This window comes from Pseudomonas sp. FBCC-B35 (assembly GCF_059133755.1).
In genome coordinates, this window is sequence record NZ_CP101439.1 from 4,137,384 (window position 1) to 4,155,992 (window position 18,609).

General features: G+C 60.5%; 15 protein-coding genes, 1 rRNA gene and 1 pseudogene. 10 read left to right on the forward strand and 7 right to left on the reverse strand.

Annotation, left to right across the window (positions count from 1 at the left end; translation table 11 throughout):
• Positions 1-85: 85 nt before the first annotated feature.
• The 3 genes from NMB38_RS18830 to aptA form a co-directional block, all read right to left on the reverse strand.
• A 16S ribosomal RNA gene (locus NMB38_RS18830) occupies positions 86-1,622 on the reverse strand.
• A 603-nt stretch (positions 1,623-2,225) separates the two neighbouring features.
• Positions 2,226-3,719, reverse strand: a complete 1,494-nt coding sequence (locus NMB38_RS18835) for a CoA-acylating methylmalonate-semialdehyde dehydrogenase (RefSeq protein ID WP_027915193.1) — start codon at positions 3,717-3,719, stop codon at positions 2,226-2,228.
• Positions 3,720-3,788: 69 nt separating this feature from the next.
• Positions 3,789-5,135, reverse strand: coding sequence for an omega-aminotransferase AptA (aptA, locus tag NMB38_RS18840; protein ID WP_027915192.1), 1,347 nt, complete (start codon positions 5,133-5,135; stop codon positions 3,789-3,791).
• Positions 5,136-5,250: 115 nt separating this feature from the next.
• Here aptA and NMB38_RS18845 point away from each other — a divergent pair, with 115 nt between their 5' ends.
• The 5 genes from NMB38_RS18845 to NMB38_RS18865 all read left to right on the forward strand — a co-directional run bounded on the left by NMB38_RS18845 (position 5,251) and on the right by NMB38_RS18865 (position 9,622).
• Entirely contained in the window at positions 5,251-6,171 is a 921-nt protein-coding gene (locus NMB38_RS18845; protein ID WP_176417824.1) for a LysR family transcriptional regulator, read from the forward strand.
• Between the two features lie 90 nt (positions 6,172-6,261).
• On the forward strand, positions 6,262-6,924 hold the full coding sequence (locus NMB38_RS18850; protein ID WP_023535181.1) for a TetR/AcrR family transcriptional regulator: 663 nt from the start codon (positions 6,262-6,264) through the stop codon (positions 6,922-6,924).
• Positions 6,925-6,933: 9 nt separating this feature from the next.
• Positions 6,934-7,518, forward strand: a complete 585-nt coding sequence (locus NMB38_RS18855; RefSeq protein WP_028687904.1) for an IMPACT family protein — start codon at positions 6,934-6,936, stop codon at positions 7,516-7,518.
• A gap of 384 nt (positions 7,519-7,902) precedes the next feature.
• Complete coding sequence (locus NMB38_RS18860; RefSeq protein WP_104926549.1) at positions 7,903-8,589, forward strand: SDR family oxidoreductase; 687 nt, start codon at positions 7,903-7,905, stop codon at positions 8,587-8,589.
• Positions 8,590-8,674: 85 nt separating this feature from the next.
• Positions 8,675-9,622 carry an adenosine deaminase gene (locus NMB38_RS18865; protein WP_049695395.1) on the forward strand — a complete coding sequence of 316 codons (948 nt, stop codon included), beginning with the start codon at positions 8,675-8,677 and terminating at the stop codon, positions 9,620-9,622.
• A 5-nt stretch (positions 9,623-9,627) separates the two neighbouring features.
• Here the strand turns inward: NMB38_RS18865 and NMB38_RS18870 are convergent, their stop codons facing one another.
• The 3 genes from NMB38_RS18870 to NMB38_RS18880 form a co-directional block, all read right to left on the reverse strand.
• Entirely contained in the window at positions 9,628-10,341 is a 714-nt protein-coding gene (locus NMB38_RS18870; protein ID WP_027915187.1) for an ArsR/SmtB family transcription factor, read from the reverse strand.
• A gap of 342 nt (positions 10,342-10,683) precedes the next feature.
• The gene (locus NMB38_RS18875; RefSeq protein WP_125922713.1) at positions 10,684-11,865 is read right to left on the reverse strand and encodes a multidrug effflux MFS transporter; all 1,182 of its coding nucleotides are present in this window, start codon (positions 11,863-11,865) and stop codon (positions 10,684-10,686) included.
• Between the two features lie 98 nt (positions 11,866-11,963).
• Positions 11,964-12,161 carry a heavy-metal-associated domain-containing protein gene (locus tag NMB38_RS18880; RefSeq protein WP_494354854.1) on the reverse strand — a complete coding sequence of 66 codons (198 nt, stop codon included), beginning with the start codon at positions 12,159-12,161 and terminating at the stop codon, positions 11,964-11,966.
• 137 nt (positions 12,162-12,298) lie between these two features.
• On the opposite strand from NMB38_RS18880, the gene NMB38_RS18885 reads away from it, so the two are divergent.
• The 5 genes and pseudogenes from NMB38_RS18885 (at position 12,299) to NMB38_RS18905 (ending at position 17,661) form a co-directional block, all read left to right on the forward strand.
• Complete coding sequence (locus tag NMB38_RS18885) at positions 12,299-12,685, forward strand: hypothetical protein (RefSeq protein WP_027915184.1); 387 nt, start codon at positions 12,299-12,301, stop codon at positions 12,683-12,685.
• 51 nt (positions 12,686-12,736) lie between these two features.
• Complete coding sequence (locus NMB38_RS18890) at positions 12,737-15,133, forward strand: heavy metal translocating P-type ATPase (protein ID WP_059183622.1); 2,397 nt, start codon at positions 12,737-12,739, stop codon at positions 15,131-15,133.
• The gene (gene cueR, locus NMB38_RS18895) at positions 15,130-15,540 is read left to right on the forward strand and encodes a Cu(I)-responsive transcriptional regulator (protein ID WP_027915182.1); all 411 of its coding nucleotides are present in this window, start codon (positions 15,130-15,132) and stop codon (positions 15,538-15,540) included. The genes NMB38_RS18890 and cueR overlap by 4 nt, the downstream gene beginning before the upstream one ends.
• Positions 15,541-15,873: 333 nt before the next feature.
• Positions 15,874-16,755, forward strand: a pseudogene (locus NMB38_RS18900) (cache domain-containing protein); the annotation flags it as partial.
• Positions 16,756-16,956: 201 nt separating this feature from the next.
• Positions 16,957-17,661 carry a methyl-accepting chemotaxis protein gene (locus NMB38_RS18905; RefSeq protein ID WP_422768398.1) on the forward strand — a complete coding sequence of 235 codons (705 nt, stop codon included), beginning with the start codon at positions 16,957-16,959 and terminating at the stop codon, positions 17,659-17,661.
• Between the two features lie 70 nt (positions 17,662-17,731).
• Here NMB38_RS18905 and NMB38_RS18910 read toward each other — a convergent pair whose 3' ends face one another.
• Positions 17,732-18,511: an AraC family transcriptional regulator gene (locus tag NMB38_RS18910; RefSeq protein WP_027915180.1), complete on the reverse strand. Its 780-nt coding sequence runs from the start codon at positions 18,509-18,511 to the stop codon at positions 17,732-17,734.
• Positions 18,512-18,609: the final 98 nt, after the last annotated feature.

The following is an 18,609-nucleotide window of genomic DNA, read 5'->3' on the forward strand; positions in this document are numbered from 1 at the left end:
ATAACAGGGTCGCGTTACAGCATCGTCTTTTACAATGAATCAAGCAATTCGTGTGGGAGCTCATCAGCAGGCTGATGTCGTCGATTAAGGAGGTGATCCAGCCGCAGGTTCCCCTACGGCTACCTTGTTACGACTTCACCCCAGTCATGAATCACACCGTGGTAACCGTCCTCCCGAAGGTTAGACTAGCTACTTCTGGTGCAACCCACTCCCATGGTGTGACGGGCGGTGTGTACAAGGCCCGGGAACGTATTCACCGCGACATTCTGATTCGCGATTACTAGCGATTCCGACTTCACGCAGTCGAGTTGCAGACTGCGATCCGGACTACGATCGGTTTTGTGAGATTAGCTCCACCTCGCGGCTTGGCAACCCTCTGTACCGACCATTGTAGCACGTGTGTAGCCCAGGCCGTAAGGGCCATGATGACTTGACGTCATCCCCACCTTCCTCCGGTTTGTCACCGGCAGTCTCCTTAGAGTGCCCACCATAACGTGCTGGTAACTAAGGACAAGGGTTGCGCTCGTTACGGGACTTAACCCAACATCTCACGACACGAGCTGACGACAGCCATGCAGCACCTGTGTCAGAGTTCCCGAAGGCACCAATCCATCTCTGGAAAGTTCTCTGCATGTCAAGGCCTGGTAAGGTTCTTCGCGTTGCTTCGAATTAAACCACATGCTCCACCGCTTGTGCGGGCCCCCGTCAATTCATTTGAGTTTTAACCTTGCGGCCGTACTCCCCAGGCGGTCAACTTAATGCGTTAGCTGCGCCACTAAAATCTCAAGGATTCCAACGGCTAGTTGACATCGTTTACGGCGTGGACTACCAGGGTATCTAATCCTGTTTGCTCCCCACGCTTTCGCACCTCAGTGTCAGTATCAGTCCAGGTGGTCGCCTTCGCCACTGGTGTTCCTTCCTATATCTACGCATTTCACCGCTACACAGGAAATTCCACCACCCTCTACCGTACTCTAGCTTGCCAGTTTTGGATGCAGTTCCCAGGTTGAGCCCGGGGCTTTCACATCCAACTTAACAAACCACCTACGCGCGCTTTACGCCCAGTAATTCCGATTAACGCTTGCACCCTCTGTATTACCGCGGCTGCTGGCACAGAGTTAGCCGGTGCTTATTCTGTCGGTAACGTCAAAATTGCAGAGTATTAATCTACAACCCTTCCTCCCAACTTAAAGTGCTTTACAATCCGAAGACCTTCTTCACACACGCGGCATGGCTGGATCAGGCTTTCGCCCATTGTCCAATATTCCCCACTGCTGCCTCCCGTAGGAGTCTGGACCGTGTCTCAGTTCCAGTGTGACTGATCATCCTCTCAGACCAGTTACGGATCGTCGCCTTGGTGAGCCATTACCTCACCAACAAGCTAATCCGACCTAGGCTCATCTGATAGCGCAAGGCCCGAAGGTCCCCTGCTTTCTCCCGTAGGACGTATGCGGTATTAGCGTTCCTTTCGAAACGTTGTCCCCCACTACCAGGCAGATTCCTAGGCATTACTCACCCGTCCGCCGCTGAATCCAGGAGCAAGCTCCCATCATCCGCTCGACTTGCATGTGTTAGGCCTGCCGCCAGCGTTCAATCTGAGCCATGATCAAACTCTTCAGTTCAATACTGCTTGGGTTTTTAAGAAACCCTAAACTTGGCTCAGCAATCTCAAATGACTATGTGATTTCTCGCATGGTCACTTGTGATGCTGATAATCTTTCTGACTATCAGTCCGTACTCACAAGCACCCACACGAATTGCTTGATTCGATTTGTTAAAGAGCGTTTGGCTGAGAGTGTTTCGTCTCAACCGAGGCGCGTATTCTACGCTTTCCTCATTGCCTGTCAAGCGTTTATTTTGAAGTTTGTTTCGAGAAACTCGTTCAACTTCAACCACTTGACTCGCTTCGATCTCTCGTAGCGGGCGGCGAATTCTACAGCGTTTCAACACGCTGTCAACCTTCTTCTCAACCGCCTTCGATCTATTCGATCGTAGCCCTTTCAGCACCACCCGAACTAGCTAACTCATTGAATCTCAAGGAGTTTCGCGTTCCAATGTCGCTGGAAGTGGGGCGCATTATAAGGGGATTCGAAACCGCGTCAACCTTTAATTTCATATATTTGAAATATTCAGGCCGTGGGTGGGAAAGACGCCGTACATGAATGAACCATGACGCTATATAGAAGAAGGAGGCCCCGTGGCCTCCTTCGTCGTTTACAGCACGCTTACAAACTAGGGAACGCGAACTGCGATGCTTCATGGCTAGCACGTTGCGGCCAGCGTTGAGTAATGGCCTTGCGCCGGGTGTAGAACCTCACGCCGTCCGGCCCGTAGGCATGCAGGTCACCAAACAGCGAACGCTTCCAACCGCCGAAGCTGTGGTAGGCCACAGGGACCGGCAGCGGAACGTTCACCCCCACCATGCCTACTTCGATCTCATCGCAGAACAACCGCGCCGCTTCACCGTCACGGGTAAAGATGCAGGTACCGTTGCCATACTCGTGATCATTGATCAGTTGCATGGCCTGTTCAAGGCTGTCGACCCGTACTACACACAACACCGGCCCGAAAATCTCTTCCTTGTAGATGCGCATTTGCGGGGTCACCTTGTCGAACAAGGTGCCGCCGACGAAATAGCCTTCTTCATTACCCGATACGCGCAAGCCGCGACCGTCGACAACGAGCCTGGCCCCCGCCGCTACGCCTTCCTCGATGTAGCCAACCACTTTGTCGCGAGCAGCCGCCGTGACCAGCGGCCCCATGTCCAGGCCGCACGATGTGCCCGCACCGATCTTCAGTGCCTTGATTTGCGGCTCAAGCTTGGCAATAAGCGCATCGGCCACCTGGTCACCCACGCATACCGCGACCGAAATGGCCATGCAACGCTCACCGCACGAACCATAGGCAGCCCCCATCAGCGCACTGACGGCGTTGTCCAGGTCGGCATCGGGCATCAGCACTGCGTGGTTTTTCGCGCCGCCCAGTGCCTGGACGCGCTTGCCACGTTTGGTACCCTCAGCGTAGATGTACTCGGCGATCGGCGTGGAACCCACGAAACTCAGCGCCTTGACCTCCGGTGCCTCGATCAGGGCATCCACCGCTTCCTTGTCACCGTGCACCACATTGAGGATGCCCTTGGGCAGGCCCGCTTCCAGCAACAGCTGGGCGATGAACAGCGTCGAGCTGGGGTCGCGCTCCGACGGCTTGAGAATGAATGCGTTGCCGCATGCGATTGCCAGTGGATACATCCACAGCGGCACCATCGCCGGGAAGTTGAAGGGCGTGATACCCGCCACTATGCCCAGCGGTTGGAAGTCGGACCAGGCGTCGATATTGGGTCCTACGTTTCGGCTGTACTCGCCCTTGAGCAATTCAGGTGCAGCACAGGCGAACTCGACGTTCTCGATACCGCGCTTCAACTCACCGGCGGCATCTTCCAGGGTCTTGCCGTGCTCCTCGCTGATCATCTGTGCGATTCGCGCTTCGTTCTGCTCGAGCAGCTGCTTGAAACGGAACATGACTTGCGCGCGCTTGGCCGGCGGGGTGTTGCGCCAGGCCGGGAACGCGGCTTTGGCAGCATCGATGGCTTGCTGCACGGTCGCACGACTGGCCAGTTCGACCTTGCGAATGGCCTGGCCAGTGGAAGGGTTGAACACATCGGCGGTGCGCTCGCCCTTGGTAACCAGGTCACCGTTGATCAGGTGCTGAACAATGCTCATGTAACACTCCAGAAAAAAAGAGGCGTGACAGGCGTGCCTGCGGCAAACGCCTGCCTTGAACGCAGGAAATCAGTCGATCAGGTTCAGGGTCTCGCCCACGGCATCGAACAGACGGTCCAGCTCTTCGGGCTTGGTATTGAAGGTTGGGCCGAACTGCAAGGTGTCGCCACCGAACCGCACATAGAAGCCCGCTTTCCACAGTTTCATGGCCGCTTCATAAGGGCGAACGATGGCATCTCCGTCCCGGGCGGCGATCTGGATGGCGCCTGCCAGGCCATAGTTGCGGATATCGACGATATTCTTGGTGCCTTTGACGCCGTGCAGCAGCTTCTCGAAATGCGGTGCCAGGTCGGCAGCAGACTGCACGAGGTTTTCTTTTTGCAGCAGATCCAGTGCGGCAAGACCTGCCGCGCAGGCGACCGGGTGTGCGGAGTAGGTATAGCCATGGGGGAATTCCACGGCATAGTCCGGCGTCGGCTGGTTCATGAAGGTGTGATAGATCTCGCTGCTGGCGACCACGGCCCCCATGGGGATCGCCCCGTTGGTCACCTGCTTGGCGATGCACATCAGGTCAGGCGTAACGCCGAAGGCCTCGGCGCCGGTCATCGCGCCCATGCGGCCAAAGCCGGTGATCACTTCGTCGAAGATCAGCAGGATATTGTGCTGGGTGCAGATTTCACGCAAACGCTTGAGGTAACCCTTGGGCGGCGGCAGCACGCCGGCCGAACCCGCCAGCGGCTCGACGATCACCGCTGCAATATTGGACGCGTCGTGCAGCTCGATCAGCTTGAGCATCTCGTCAGCCAGCGCGATGCCGCCTTCTTCCGGCAGGCCCTTGGTGAACGCGTTGGCCGGCAATACGGTGTGGGGCAGATGATCGACGTCCAGCAACTGCCCGAACATCTTGCGGTTGCCGTTGACACCGCCCAGGCTGGTACCCGCGATGTTCACCCCGTGGTAGCCACGGGCGCGGCCAATGATCTTGGTCTTGGTGGCCTGGCCTTTCAAGCGCCAATAGGCGCGCACCATCTTCAGCGCCGTATCGGCACATTCGGAGCCTGAGTTGGTGTAGAACACATGATTCAGGTCACCCGGGGTCAGTTCGGCAATCTTTTCAGCCAGCTGGAAGGACAGCGGGTGCCCGAACTGAAACCCCGGCGAATAGTCCAGGGTGCCGATCTGACGCGACACCGCCTCGGTGATTTCCTTGCGGGTATGGCCCGCGCCACATGTCCACAAACCTGACAGGGCATCGAAAATCCTGCGCCCCTTGTCGTCCACCAAATGGTTGCCATCGGCCGCCACGATCAGCCGAGGATCGCGCTGGAAATTGCGGTTGGCGGTATAGGGCATCCAGTGCGCATCCAGCTTGAGCTGGCTGGCGATACCGGCAGGCGCGGTTTGGAGCATGTTCATCGGCGGTTCCTCGAGAGACGATTAGGCAACGATGGATGTTGTTGCAGCTAACTTGGCACGGCGATAAAGTCTGAAAAAGCCTGCATTTCTAACCTTTACACAGGCCACGACTAAACTGATGAGCCGACGCCCCGATCCGCTTGCCCAAGTCAGCGACTTCGATATTCGCCTGCTGAAAATCTACCGCAGCGTGGTGGAATGTGGCGGGTTTTCCGCCGCGGAAAACGTGCTGGGTATCGGGCGATCGGCTATCAGTCAGCAGATGAACGATCTTGAGCAGCGTCTGGGTTTGCGCCTGTGCCAGCGCGGGCGTGCAGGGTTCTCGTTGACCGAGGAAGGCCGAGAGGTCTATCACTCGGCGCTGCAACTGCTGAGCGCACTGGAGACCTTCCGTACCGAAGTCAACGGCCTGCACCAGCATTTGCGCGGCGAGTTGAACATCGGCCTGACCGATAACCTCGTCACCCTGCCGCACATGCGCATCACCCATGCGCTGGCTGAACTCAAGGACCGAGGTCCGGACGTGCGTATCCAGATCCGCATGATTGCACCCAGCCAGGTGGAGCACGGCGTTCTAGATGGTAGCCTGCATGTGGGCGTCGTCCCCCAGACCAGCCCGTTGTCGGGGCTGGATTATCAACCGCTGTATAGCGAACGCTCGCTGCTGTACTGCGCCGTCGGTCATCCGCTGTTCTACGCCGATGACCATCTGCTCGACGATGAGCGCCTCAATCGCCAGGAAGCCATTACCCCAACCTTCCGCTTGCCTGCCGAAGTCCAGGCCCACTACCAGGTGCTCAACTGCACGGCCAGCGCCTCTGATCGCGAAGGCATGGCGTTTCTGATCCTGACAGGGCGCTACATGGGTTACTTGCCTGATCACTACGCTGCGCTCTGGGTCCAGCAAGGAAGGCTGAGAGCGCTCAAGCCGCAGCAACGTTTCTATGACCTGAGCTTGAGCTGGGTGACGCGAAAAGGCAGACGGCCCAACCTGGTGCTTGAGAGTTTTCTGGAAAGTCTGGCTGCGACACGTTGATGCCACTCTCTGCCGCCAATGCTTGTTACTTTGCCGTGGGAAGGTAATCTTGTCCTACAGACGCAGCCATCCCCCTGCACGGAATCGTTCATGACATTAGAAGTCCCTGCGCATCGCCTATCCGCCTCCGGCAAACCCGCAGGCCGTATTCGACAGAAAAACGAACAGGCCATCATCAAGGCCGCCGAAGACGAGTTCGCCCGTCATGGTTTCAAGGGCACCAGCATGAACACCATCGCCCTCAAGGCGGGGCTGCCCAAAGCCAACCTGCATTACTACTTCACCAACAAGCTGGGCCTGTATATTGCCGTACTCAGCAACATCATCGAGCTATGGGACAGCACCTTCAACGCCTTGAGCGTCGAGGACGACCCGGGCGAGGCGCTTAGCCGGTACATTCGCACGAAGATGGAGTTCTCCAGGCGCAACCCGCAGGCGTCCCGAATCTTCGCCATGGAAGTCATCAGCGGCGGCTCATGCCTGACCGAATACTTCAGCGCTGACTACCGCGAGTGGTTCCGGGGCCGGGCGGCAGTGTTCCAGGCCTGGATGGACGCCGGCAAGATGGACCCTGTCGACCCCGTCCACCTGATCTTCCTGCTATGGGGCAGTACCCAGCATTACGCCGACTTCGCCACGCAGATCTGCCAAGTCACTGGCCGCAGCCGGTTGACCAAGCAAGACATGGAAGATGCCAGCACCAACCTTATCCACATCATTCTCAAAGGATGCGGCATCGCGCCAGTTGCCTGACCGACATTTATGCCTTCTACCCTGCTCGACCTCTGCGAATACCGCGAGGACATTCGCAAAAGCCGCTTCATTACCCTGGCCGGGCCCATCGACAGTGCCAGCGATGCCATGAGTTTCATCGAGCGTCACAGCGACCCCGACGCCACCCACAATTGCTGGGCATGGAAAATCGGTGCTCAATACCGCAGCAGCGACGATGGTGAACCCGGCGGCACGGCCGGGCGCCCGATCTTGTCAGCCATCGAGGCACAGGATTGCGATCAGGTAGTAGTACTGGTCATCCGCTGGTACGGTGGCATTCAGCTTGGCACCGGCGGGTTGGCCAGGGCATACGGCGGCGGAGCCAACAAATGCCTGCAGCAGGCCCCCAAGCGCCTGCTGGTACAGCGCAGCGAGTTCACTTGCAGTTGTGCGTTCAGCGAGTTGGCACTGGTGAAACTGCGGATCGCCGACGTTCAGGGTCTGGTGCTTGAAGAGCACTTCACCGCCAATGGTGTAGACCTGAGGCTTGCCTTTGAAGATGCCCACAGGCAGCCACTGCAGCAGCAATTGGCAGACCTGAGCCGCGGCCGGATCCTGTTGGAGAGTTGCTGAGTATTGCCCACAGCAACTGTGGGCCTGGCTGTGGATAAGCTTGGGGCATACGCCTAGAGCCCAATAAGCATGAGCCCTCCACAGGTTTGTTCAAAATTTGACCACGATTGCTGGATCGGCGGCTTGACCAAAGCCGGCCTGAGTTATCCCCATGCGCAGGTGGCAATAAGGTTGGACCGCTGCGGTTTGCACACATTAATTGTGGAGCAGCCTGTGGATAACCCGTGAGTGGAACGACAGGGCGCCTGTTGCACAAGGCCGCACCAAGGTTCGCTCATTTTTCGAGCAGCAACGCTCTCCCGAGCAACAACACGAATGACCTGGCACGACCCCGCGCCCTATGGATTATGCTCATTGGCTCTGACAACCATAGGGAGCACGCTCATGGCCGATTCAAAAACCGCTCTGATCATCGGGGCCTCACGTGGCCTGGGGTTAGGCTTGGTCAACCGCCTGTACGAAGACGGATGGGAGGTCACCGCCACCGTACGCACTCTGCAAATACCAGGCGCTCTGGCTGATGTTCCAGGCGTGCGTATCGAACAGCTGGAAATGAATGACCCAGCCCAACTCGACACCCTGGCCGAGCGTCTGACCGGCCAGCTATTCGACCTGGTGTTTATCAACGCAGGTGTCATGGGCCCTCTCCCACAGGATGTGGAAAACGTCACACACCAAGAAATCGGTGACCTGTTCATGACCAACGTCGTTGCACCGATTCGTGTCGCACGCCGCCTGGTTGAACATGTACGTGAACATACCGGCGTACTCGCCTTCATGAGCTCCATTCTGGGCAGTGTCGCAGTGCCTGATGGCGGGGAGATTTGCTTGTACAAAGCCAGCAAGGCGGCCCTCAACTCCATGATCAACAGTTTTGTGGTGGCCCAGCAGCGCCATGACCTGTGCGTATTGGCCATGCACCCAGGATGGGTGAAAACCGACATGGGCGGAGAAAACGCGGAGATCGACGTGTTGACCAGCACGCGTGGCATGCTCGAGCAGATCAAGGCCCAGGGTGGAACGGCGGGCCTGCGCTTCATCAACTACAAGGGCGAACCCTTGGTCTGGTGATTGGGCAGGTTGCCGCCATTGGGGCGCACGGCCGGGCCGGGCCCTGTAGAATGGCGGCAACCGTACCTGATTGAGATCACCTTATATGTATGACTGGTTGAACGCCCTGCCCAAGGCCGAACTGCACCTGCACCTTGAAGGCTCCCTGGAACCCGAGTTGCTGTTCGCCCTGGCCGAGCGCAACAAGATTGCCCTGCCTTGGGCTGATGTCGAGACGTTGCGCGGTGCGTACGCCTTCAACAACTTGCAGGAGTTTCTCGACCTGTACTACCAGGGTGCCGACGTTCTGCGCACCGAACAGGACTTCTATGACCTCACATGGGCTTACCTTCAGCGTTGCAAAGCGCAGAATGTGATTCACACCGAGCCCTTCTTCGATCCACAGACACACACCGACCGCGGCATCCCTTTCGAAGTGGTGCTCAATGGCATCAACCAGGCACTTAAGGATGGCCGTGACCAGTTGGGCATCAGCAGCGGCCTGATCCTGAGCTTCCTTCGTCACCTGAGCGAAGACGAAGCCCACAAGACGTTGGACCAGGCCCTGCCGTTTCGCGACGCATTCATTGCCGTTGGGCTGGACAGTTCCGAAATGGGCCACCCACCGAGCAAGTTCCAGCGTGTGTTCGACAGGGCACGCAGCGAAGGCTTCGTGGCCGTCGCGCATGCCGGCGAGGAAGGCCCGCCCGAGTACATCTGGGAAGCGCTGGACCTGCTCCAGATCAAGCGTATCGATCACGGTGTGCGCGCCATCGAGGACGAGCGCCTCATGCAGCGCATCATCGAGGAGCAGATCCCCTTGACCGTGTGCCCACTGTCCAACACCAAGCTGTGCGTGTTCGACCACATGAGCCAACACAACATTCTCGACATGTTGGAAAAAGGCGTGAAGGTCACCGTCAACTCGGACGACCCAGCCTATTTCGGTGGCTACGTGACGGAAAACTTCCACGCCCTGCACACTCACCTGGGTATGACCCAAGAGCAAGCTCGCCGGCTTGCCCAGAACAGCCTGGATGCGCGCCTGGTCTGACGCGTTCAGCCCACCTGCAGCGTCTCGACCCGGGCGATGCGATTGATCTGCTGGATACCCAGCGGTGATATGTGCAACGCCCGGGTATCTTCGGCCTCGCGCATCCACCCTGATTGCAGGAACAGCCGGAACAGCGCCTGGCCCAGAATGCCCCCCAGGTGCGGTTCCATGTCGTGCCACTCGGTGCAGCGGCACATCGTGCATGCTCGGGGCTGATGCGGTGCCAGCGCATCGATGTATACGCCGAGGCGAGCCAGTTGCGCTCGCCCCTCATCGCTGACCACCAACTGCCGCCCACAACCATCCAGCCATCCAGCCACTACCAGTCGATGGTAGAGTTCGCCTGCAAGCTCACCGCCCAGGTGATCGCCGCACCGCCTGGCGCGTCGCACGGACATGGGCAATGAAGGGCGCGGCGTGTGGGCATGACGGTTTCTTGCCTGTTCGAGCTGCACGCTGGCAAGGGCCTCTACAGCGGCGCCCACCTGAGGCGTTGCCAGGCGGAAATAACGCTTGCGTCCCCTGGCCTCATGCCGAAGCAAGCCCGCTGAAGAAAGCAGCGAAAGATGTGCACAGGCCGATGAGGCGCTGAGCCCGGTCATGATGGCCAACTCGTTGGCCAGGCGGGGGGTGCCATCGATCAAGGCCCATAACATGGCACTGCGCTTGGGGTCGGCCATCAGGCTGGCGATCTGGCTGATGCTGCTGGCTGCTTTCATGTCCCTGTGACTCCTGCATATTCACTGTGTAGGTGCGATGGCCGACCCTGGCCCACGAACGCCCTCGCTCGCGCCGGCCTGGCTCGTCAGTATAAGCCGCACCTGGAGCCACCCTGGCGCCACTCCCAGGCCTAGTTGTCGCAAAAATGCACTGGGTAGGGCTACCCTTTGCAGGAGACTTATTCAACGGCATGTTCGCAAAACAGCCTGTATATCGGCGGTTTGACAGGAAACATGGCCCAGCATGGAGTGAGTTAAGGCATATCACTTATTGCAAATTCGGAAGATGCCCACAGCCGTCTTCACCAAATAGCGCAGATACAATCGAAGGTTCTTCACGCCTCATACCGAGCGTTTAAATTGCAAGCGCCGCGTCAACAGCGCAACCGTGACCACCAATGCCCCACACAGGCTCATCACCAGCGCCATGGGCACCGCGCTGCCATCGTGCAGCAAACCCACCAACGCCGCGGCCCCAGCGGCAACACTGAACTGCACGCAGCCCATCATGGCCGACGCGCTGCCAGCCCGAGCGCCCTGCCCGCTCATGGCGCAAGCCGAGGCGTTGGGCAGAATGAAGCCCAGGCTCGCTATGCACACGAATAGCGGTACCAATAGCGGCCAGAGCGCTGGGGGCCTGATTGCCGCCATGCTCAGCAAAACCAGGCCTGCTGCCAGGTATACCCATACCGCCCGGGTCAGCAGCCAGGCGGGCCCGCGTTTGGCCAGCAGGCGTGCGTTCACCTGAGCCATCAGGATGAACCCCGCAGCATTGGCACCGAAGAACCACCCGTAATGCTCGGCAGGTACTCCGTACAACTTGATGAACACGAACGGCGAGCCTGCGATGTAGGCAAACATGCCGGCGATGGCGATACCGCCCGTCAAGGCGTGCCCCAGGAACACACGGTCGGCGAGCAGGCGCAGGTACTGACGCAAAGCCCCTGACAATGGCTGCCGGGGAATATGATCAGGCATGCTTTCAGGCAGCCCGAGGCTGACGGCGAGCAGGCAACCGGCACTGAACAGGCTCAAGGACAGGAAAATGAACTGCCACCCAGCATGGTTGACCAGCACGCCGCCGAGCATGGGCGCAAGGATCGGCGCCAAGCCCATGACCAGCACCAGCTGCGAGAACACCTTGGCCGAAGCCACCGGGTCGCACTTGTCGCTGACGATCGCCCGGGATAGCACCATACCCGCGCAGCCGCCCAGTGCCTGGACAAAGCGCGCCAGAATCAGGGTGTCCAGGTTGGGCGCATAGGCGCATCCCAGCGATGCCAGGGTAAAAAGCGCCACGCCAAACAGCAACGGCTTGCGCCGACCGAAACGGTCAGCTACCGGGCCATAGAGGAGCTGCCCGATCGACAACCCGAGAAAGTAGGCAGCCAGAGTGGTCTGGATGTGTTTTTCATCAGTGGCGAACGCCTGGGCTATCGCCGGAAAGGCAGGCAGGTAGAAGTCGATCGCCAAAGGCCCGAACGCACTGAGTGCGCCCAGGATAAGGACCATTCGCAGGTTCATCGGGAATCCATAGCAAGCTAACAAAGTTGCACATTCTACCTGCTGTGGACCCCGTGCTGCGCAAAACAATCCAACAATAGCGTTGCCAGCTTGAGCGCCTACGCAATTTCGGCCTGGTAACCCTCTTCCTGGACGGCCGCCCGTATCTGCGCTGGGTCGGCGCTGCTATCGACGCGAACCTGCTTCTTGGCCAAATCGACATCGACCTTGGCAGCGCCATCGAGCGCCTGAACGGCTTGGGTGACCGCCTTCACGCAATGGCCACAGGTCATGCCTTCTACAGTGAATACGTGCATGGAAACACCTCCTCAAGGTTTTCAGCGAGTTTCAAGCTTGCCATGGGGGCAAGGTCAAGCGGGCGTGTCTGGAGGTGGCAATTCGCGTCCACCTCGGCCAAGCTGCGACTTTGAAACAGGCAAGCAGGAGAGTGTTCATGTTCAGGACAGCAATGGGCTTCATCGGGCTGCTGGGTGCGCTCGCTGCAGTGCCGCCGGCCGCCGCCGAAGACAACTCGGCCTACAGCGTACTGATCATTTCCCGCGAACGGCTTGAAGTGGCCACCAGTTGCGAGATCGGTGTCTACCTCAACGATCAACTGGCGGGGCGACTGTTCCAGGAACAGTCCACGTCGTTCAACCTGCCTGCGGGCCCCGTCGATGTACGCCTGCGCCTGCTGCCTGGGCAGACACCCGGTTGCGCCCCGGGCCTTGAGGATCAACGTAGCACCCGGTTGAACCTGCAAGCCGGGCAGATCAACAAGTACCGCATCGCGATGGGCCACTATGGGATGGAGCTCAAGCGAACGCCGCTGGACTATTGACCTTCCCCAGGTGGCAAGGTTGATGCTGGCAGCGTGCCCAAGGAGGAAACCATGTCCACGCCCGTCACTTATCACCTGCCCGTCTCCGGCATGACCTGCGCCAGCTGCGCTGGCCGAGTGGAGCGTGCCTTGCGCAAGGTCACCGGCGCAGATCACGTCACCGTCAACCTTGCCAGTGAGCAGGCCCGTGTGCAGGCGCCGGCCGATAGCCTGGATGCACTGGTCAACGCCGTCCACGCAGCCGGTTACGCTGTACCCAGTCATACGGTGGAATTGCAGATCGCCGGCATGACCTGTGCCAGCTGCGTCGGCCGAGTCGAGCGTGCGCTGGCCAAGGTGCAGGGGGTGCTGAAGGTCAGCGTCAATCTGGCCAACGAACGTGCCCACCTGGACGTTCTCGACGGCGTGCCGGACGCGGCGCTGATCGATGCGATAGGGCAAGCCGGTTATGACGCCAGCCTGCCGCGCGCCCCCGAGAATGAACAAGCGACGATCCAGCGCCGCTTGCGCCGGGAACGGCTTGCAGTCGCTGCGGCGCTGCTGCTGGCGTCTCCCCTGGTGTTGCCTATGCTGGTACAACCGTTGGGCCTGCACTGGATGCTGCCGGCCTGGGCGCAGTTTTTGCTGGCAACGCCGGTGCAGTTCATCCTGGGTGCCCGCTTCTACGTTGCGGCCTGGAAGGCCGTGCGTGCGCGCAGCGGCAACATGGACCTGCTGGTCGCCCTCGGGACCAGTGCCGGTTACGGCTTGAGTCTTTATCAATGGGCCAACGCGCCAACGGGTAGCACACCCCACCTCTACTTCGAAGCCAGTGCAGTGGTCATCGCCCTGGTCATGCTGGGCAAGTACCTGGAGAGCCGTGCCAAGCGCCAGACCGCCAGCGCCATACGCGCGCTGGAAGCGCTGCGTCCCGAGCGTGCGCTAAGGGTCATCGATGGCGTGGAGCAGGAGGTCGCCATCACCCAGCTGCGCGTGGGTGACCTGGTCATGGTCAAACCAGGTGAGCGTTTTCCGGTCGACGGTATCGTCGAAGACGGCCACAGCCATGCCGATGAGGCCCTGATCAGCGGCGAAAGCCTGCCAGTCGCCAAGCGACCCGGGGACAGCGTCACCGGGGGTGCGATCAACGGCGAAGGCCGGTTGCTGGTCCGCACCCAGGCGCTTGGCACCGAAACCGTCCTGGCGCGCATCATCCGCTTGGTCGAAGACGCCCAAGCCGCCAAGGCGCCCATTCAGAAACTGGTCGACCGGGTAAGCCAGGTATTCGTGCCCGCCGTACTGATACTCGCCGCGATCACCTTGATGGGGTGGTGGCTGGCCGGTGCCCCGTTCGAAACCGCTGTGATCAACGCCGTGGCCGTTCTGGTCATCGCCTGCCCATGCGCGCTGGGGCTGGCCACGCCGGCCGCGATCATGGCGGGTACAGGCGTTGCCGCACGCCACGGCATTCTCATAAAAGATGCCGAAGCACTGGAACGCGCGCAGGCCGTCAACCGCGTCGTGTTCGACAAGACAGGCACGCTCACCTCCGGCAGCCCGAACGTGGTGCATAGCCAAGCACTGGACGGCGATACGGACAACCTTTACCGATTGGCCGGCGCGCTTCAGCGCGGCAGTGAACACCCGCTGGCCAAGGCCGTGCTGGACGCCTGCGCCGAGCGCGGCCTGCGGGTGCCCGAGGTAACTGACAGCCAATCCCTGACCGGCCGCGGCATTGCCGGGCGTGTCGATGGACGTGACCTGGCACTGGGCAATCGCCGCCTGCTGCAAGACCTTGGCCTGGCACCCGGCGAACTGGCCGCGTCGGCTGACGCCTGGGAAGCACAAGGGCGCACCTTGTCCTGGCTCGTCCAGCGCGGGACTTCGCCCAGCGTGCTTGGCTTGATCGCATTCGGTGACAGCCTCAAGCCCGGAGCCGGTCAGGCGGTCCAGACGCTGCGCAGCCAGCGCATCAGCAGCCACCTGCTCACAGGCGACAACCGGGGCAGCGCCATGGCCGTGGCGGCCGCCCTCGACATTACCGATGTCTACGCCGAGGTGCTGCCAGCGGATAAGGCCGCCACCGTGGAGACCCTCAAGCAGGGCGGCGCCGTAGCCATGGTCGGCGACGGCGTCAACGACGCACCGGCATTGGCGGCTGCAGACATCGGCATCGCCATGGGCGGTGGCACGGATGTGGCCATGCAGGCCGCCGGCATCACCCTGATGCGCGGGGACCCGCGGTTGGTGCCGGCAGCCCTCGAAATCAGCCGTAGAACCTACGCGAAGATTCGCCAGAACCTGTTCTGGGCGTTCATCTACAACCTCGTCGGCATCCCGCTGGCTGCCTTCGGTTACCTCAACCCGGTCATGGCCGGCGCGGCCATGGCGCTCTCCAGCGTCAGCGTGGTCAGCAATGCGCTGTTGCTCAAGGCCTGGAAGCCCGCCCTCGATCAGGAGGCACCATGAATATCGGCCAAGCGGCGGCCCGGACCGGGCTCAGCACCAAGATGATCCGCTATTACGAATCCATCGGCCTGCTCAAGCCTGCCCTGCGCAGCGACAGCGGTTATCGGATCTATCAGCCTGCCGACCTGCACGCCTTGGCCTTCATCAAGCGCTCGCGAGACCTGGGGTTTTCCCTCGAGGAGGTCGGCAAGCTGCTCACCTTGTGGCAGGACCGGCAGCGAGCCAGTGCTGATGTCAAAGCACTGGCCAACCAGCATATCGATGTGTTGAACAAACGTATCGACGAACTGCTTAGCCTGCGCGACACCTTGGTCGAGCTGGTTTCCAGCTGCCACGGTGATGACCGCCCGGACTGCCCGATTCTCAAGGAACTGGCCAACGAAGCGCCGGGGCGCTGCTGCCGCTGAGCATTCCCGGCACCCGTGCAACCAAGCTCATAGGGCATACCCGTCCAAACGCGACCGAATAGGCATCAATAGCGACTTCGCCCAATAATTACGGGCGTTTTCCTACATAAAATTCGGTTGCTGCCGATGCATTAGGTACCTGCCTCATGTGTCGACAACAATAATTCGGGAGCGCCGATGAGCATCAAACAGAAACTGACCTGGGCTTTTGCGATCATCGCCGCCCTGCCCATCGTGCTGGTGGCCACCCTGGTGGTACTCAACCTACGCGGCGAGGCCAGGGACGGCTTCCTCGACAGCAGCAGTCGAGAAATCCGTCAGGTCAGCAACGCGATGAACATCTTCTTCCAAGGCATCAGCCAGAACGTGGAGTACATGGCCTCGCAACCCTTGGTGGCGGCCACTGGCAACGAGCTGACCAAGTACACGAGCGCCACGCCTTCCTACGAGCTGGGCGAGCAATCGAGCAAGATTCTGGCGTTCATGACCAGCCTGGCCAATGCTCATCCTGCCTATGCCTACCTCTCCTACGGGGTCGCCGACGGGGGCTACGTCGGCTGGCCGGCAGGGCAGAAGTTCGTCAACTACGATCCGCGTACGCGCCCTTGGTATCAGCTGGCCATGGCCAACCCTGGCAAGACCCTGCGCACCGGTGCCTACTACTGGGCCGCCGACGATGCCGTACTGGTCAGCACCGTGCGTGCCGTGGCCAACCAGCTGGGCAACCCTGGCGGCGTAGTCAACGTCGACGTTTCCATCAAAGGCCTCACCGAAATCGTCAAGCAGATCAAGCTGGGCGAAAGTGGGTACCTGCTGCTGGTCGAAAATAACGGCAACGTCTTGGTAGACCCACGGGATACCGCGCACAACTTCAAACAACTGGCGAGCTTCGGCGACGGCTACGCCGAGCTTGCCAAGCACGGCAAGGGCCTGGCTGAAGTCGAGCTGGACGGTGTTCGCTACATGGCCAACATCTACCCGGACGAACAGCTGGGCTGGACGCTTATCGGGCTGATCGAGCAGCGCGAGGTGATGCAGACCACCACCCGCCTGACCTGGCTGATCGGGATCGTCGCGCTGGTACTGGCTGCCGTGTTCGCCGTCGTGGGTGCCACCTTCGCCAAACTGATCGTGCGCCCGATCAACAGCGTCACCAACGGGCTTGAGGACATCGCCCAGGGCGAAGGGGACCTGACCCGCAACCTGGAAATCCGCGGCCGTGACGAAACTGCCCAGCTGGCGAGCTGGTTCAACCAGTTCCTGGGGGCCATTCGCAGCCTTATCCAGCACATCAGCGCCGCGGCCGGCAATATCCTCAACACCTCCACCAGCTCGACACGCGTGTCCAGCGACATGGCCGAGGCCGCCGGGCGCCAGCGTGAGGCAGTCGACATGGTCTCCACCGCCTTCCATGAAATGGTCGCCACTGCCAACGAGGTCGCACGTTCCTGCAGCCAGGCGGCGCAGTCGGCCGACAGCGGCCAGCAGCAGGCGCGCGAAGGCCAGCAGCAGATCGATGCCGCCGTCAGCAGCGTCGACCGCCTGAGCCACGAGATCGAACAGTCGGCGCAGTCGATTCAGCAGCTTGAGCGCGACAGCAACGCCATCCAGTCGATCCTGGGCACCATCCGTTCCATTGCCGAGCAGACCAACCTACTGGCGCTCAACGCCGCCATCGAAGCGGCCCGTGCCGGTGAGCAAGGGCGTGGGTTCGCAGTGGTGGCAGATGAAGTGCGTGCCCTGGCCAAGCGAACCGCCGACTCCACGGCCGAAATCGACGGCCTGCTGGGCAACCTGGCCGGGCGTACGGCCGAGGTGGCGGCGCAAATGCACGCCAGCCTCGAAGTTTCGCAGCAATCGGTGAGCCGTATCGGCATGGCCCGCGACAGCTTTGGTCAAATACGCGAGTCGGTGGACGTTATCCGTGACATGAACACGCAGATCGCCACGGCAGCCGAAGAGCAGCACCAAGTAGCCGAGGACATCAACCGGCACATCAGCCAGATCCACGGCGATGCCCAGCTGGTGGCAGAACTGGCCCAGGCAGCCCGCCAGGACTCCGAAAGCCTCGCCGGCCTGTCCAACGAGCTGGACGCGCTGGTTCGCAGGTTCCGTACCTGACGGCAAAAGCCTCGCAAGTATCGGGCGTGCACGTTCACCCGGCTCGCGGGGCGCCGCACCAGGTAAGCCGCTAGAGTTTAAGCTCGCCTGGCGTGGCACCGAACAGCTGCTTGAACGCGGCGATGTAGGCGGAGGTCGAGTCGTACCCGCAGCCCAGCGCCGCGTCAGTGACCGTGTGCCCCGCCTCGAGCGCGGTCAAGGACGACAGCAGGCGCATGCGCTGGCGCCAGTTGCGAAAGCTCAACCCGGTCTCGCGCTGGAACAACCTCATCAGGGTCTTTTCCGAACACCCCAGTTCGCGCGCCCATTGCTGCAAGGTCTGCGGCTGCTCCGGTGCAGCGATCAGGCCATTGCACAGGGCAAGCAAGCCTGGGTGTTGCGGCAGCGGCAACGAAAACGCCACCTCTGGCAACGCTTGCAACTGGTCAAGCAGCACGGCGACCAGACGCGCCTGTGCGCTATCGCCTTCTGGGTAATGTGCAGGGTACAGGCAGAACTGCTTGATCAGCTCACGGGCCAAGGGGGTCACTTCCAGCACACGGCAACGCTCAGCCGCCCAAGGGCAGGCATCGCGGCGTATGTAGAGGCTGCGCATTTCAGCCTGCATCGAACTGGACACCGCATGCTCGGCCTGCGCGGGTATCCACACGCCCCATTGCGGCGGGGCGAAGTAACTGCCTGCCTGGGTATACACCCCCAGTACGCCACTGATGGCATAGGAAAACTGCACCCAGTCGTGTTGATGTGACGTCGTCCACGAGCCGGCGACCAGTCGCTCGGCGCGGGCATAGAGTGGTCGAGGCAGGCAATCGAGCGTTGGAATGGGACGGGGATGTCCGATGGCAGGCATGGCGACTTCTTATCATGATGATCGGACAAGCCTAACAGCCCAGGCGCCCTCGGCGTTATCCGGCTCGATGGCCACCTTCGGTCACCCAGCCGGATCAA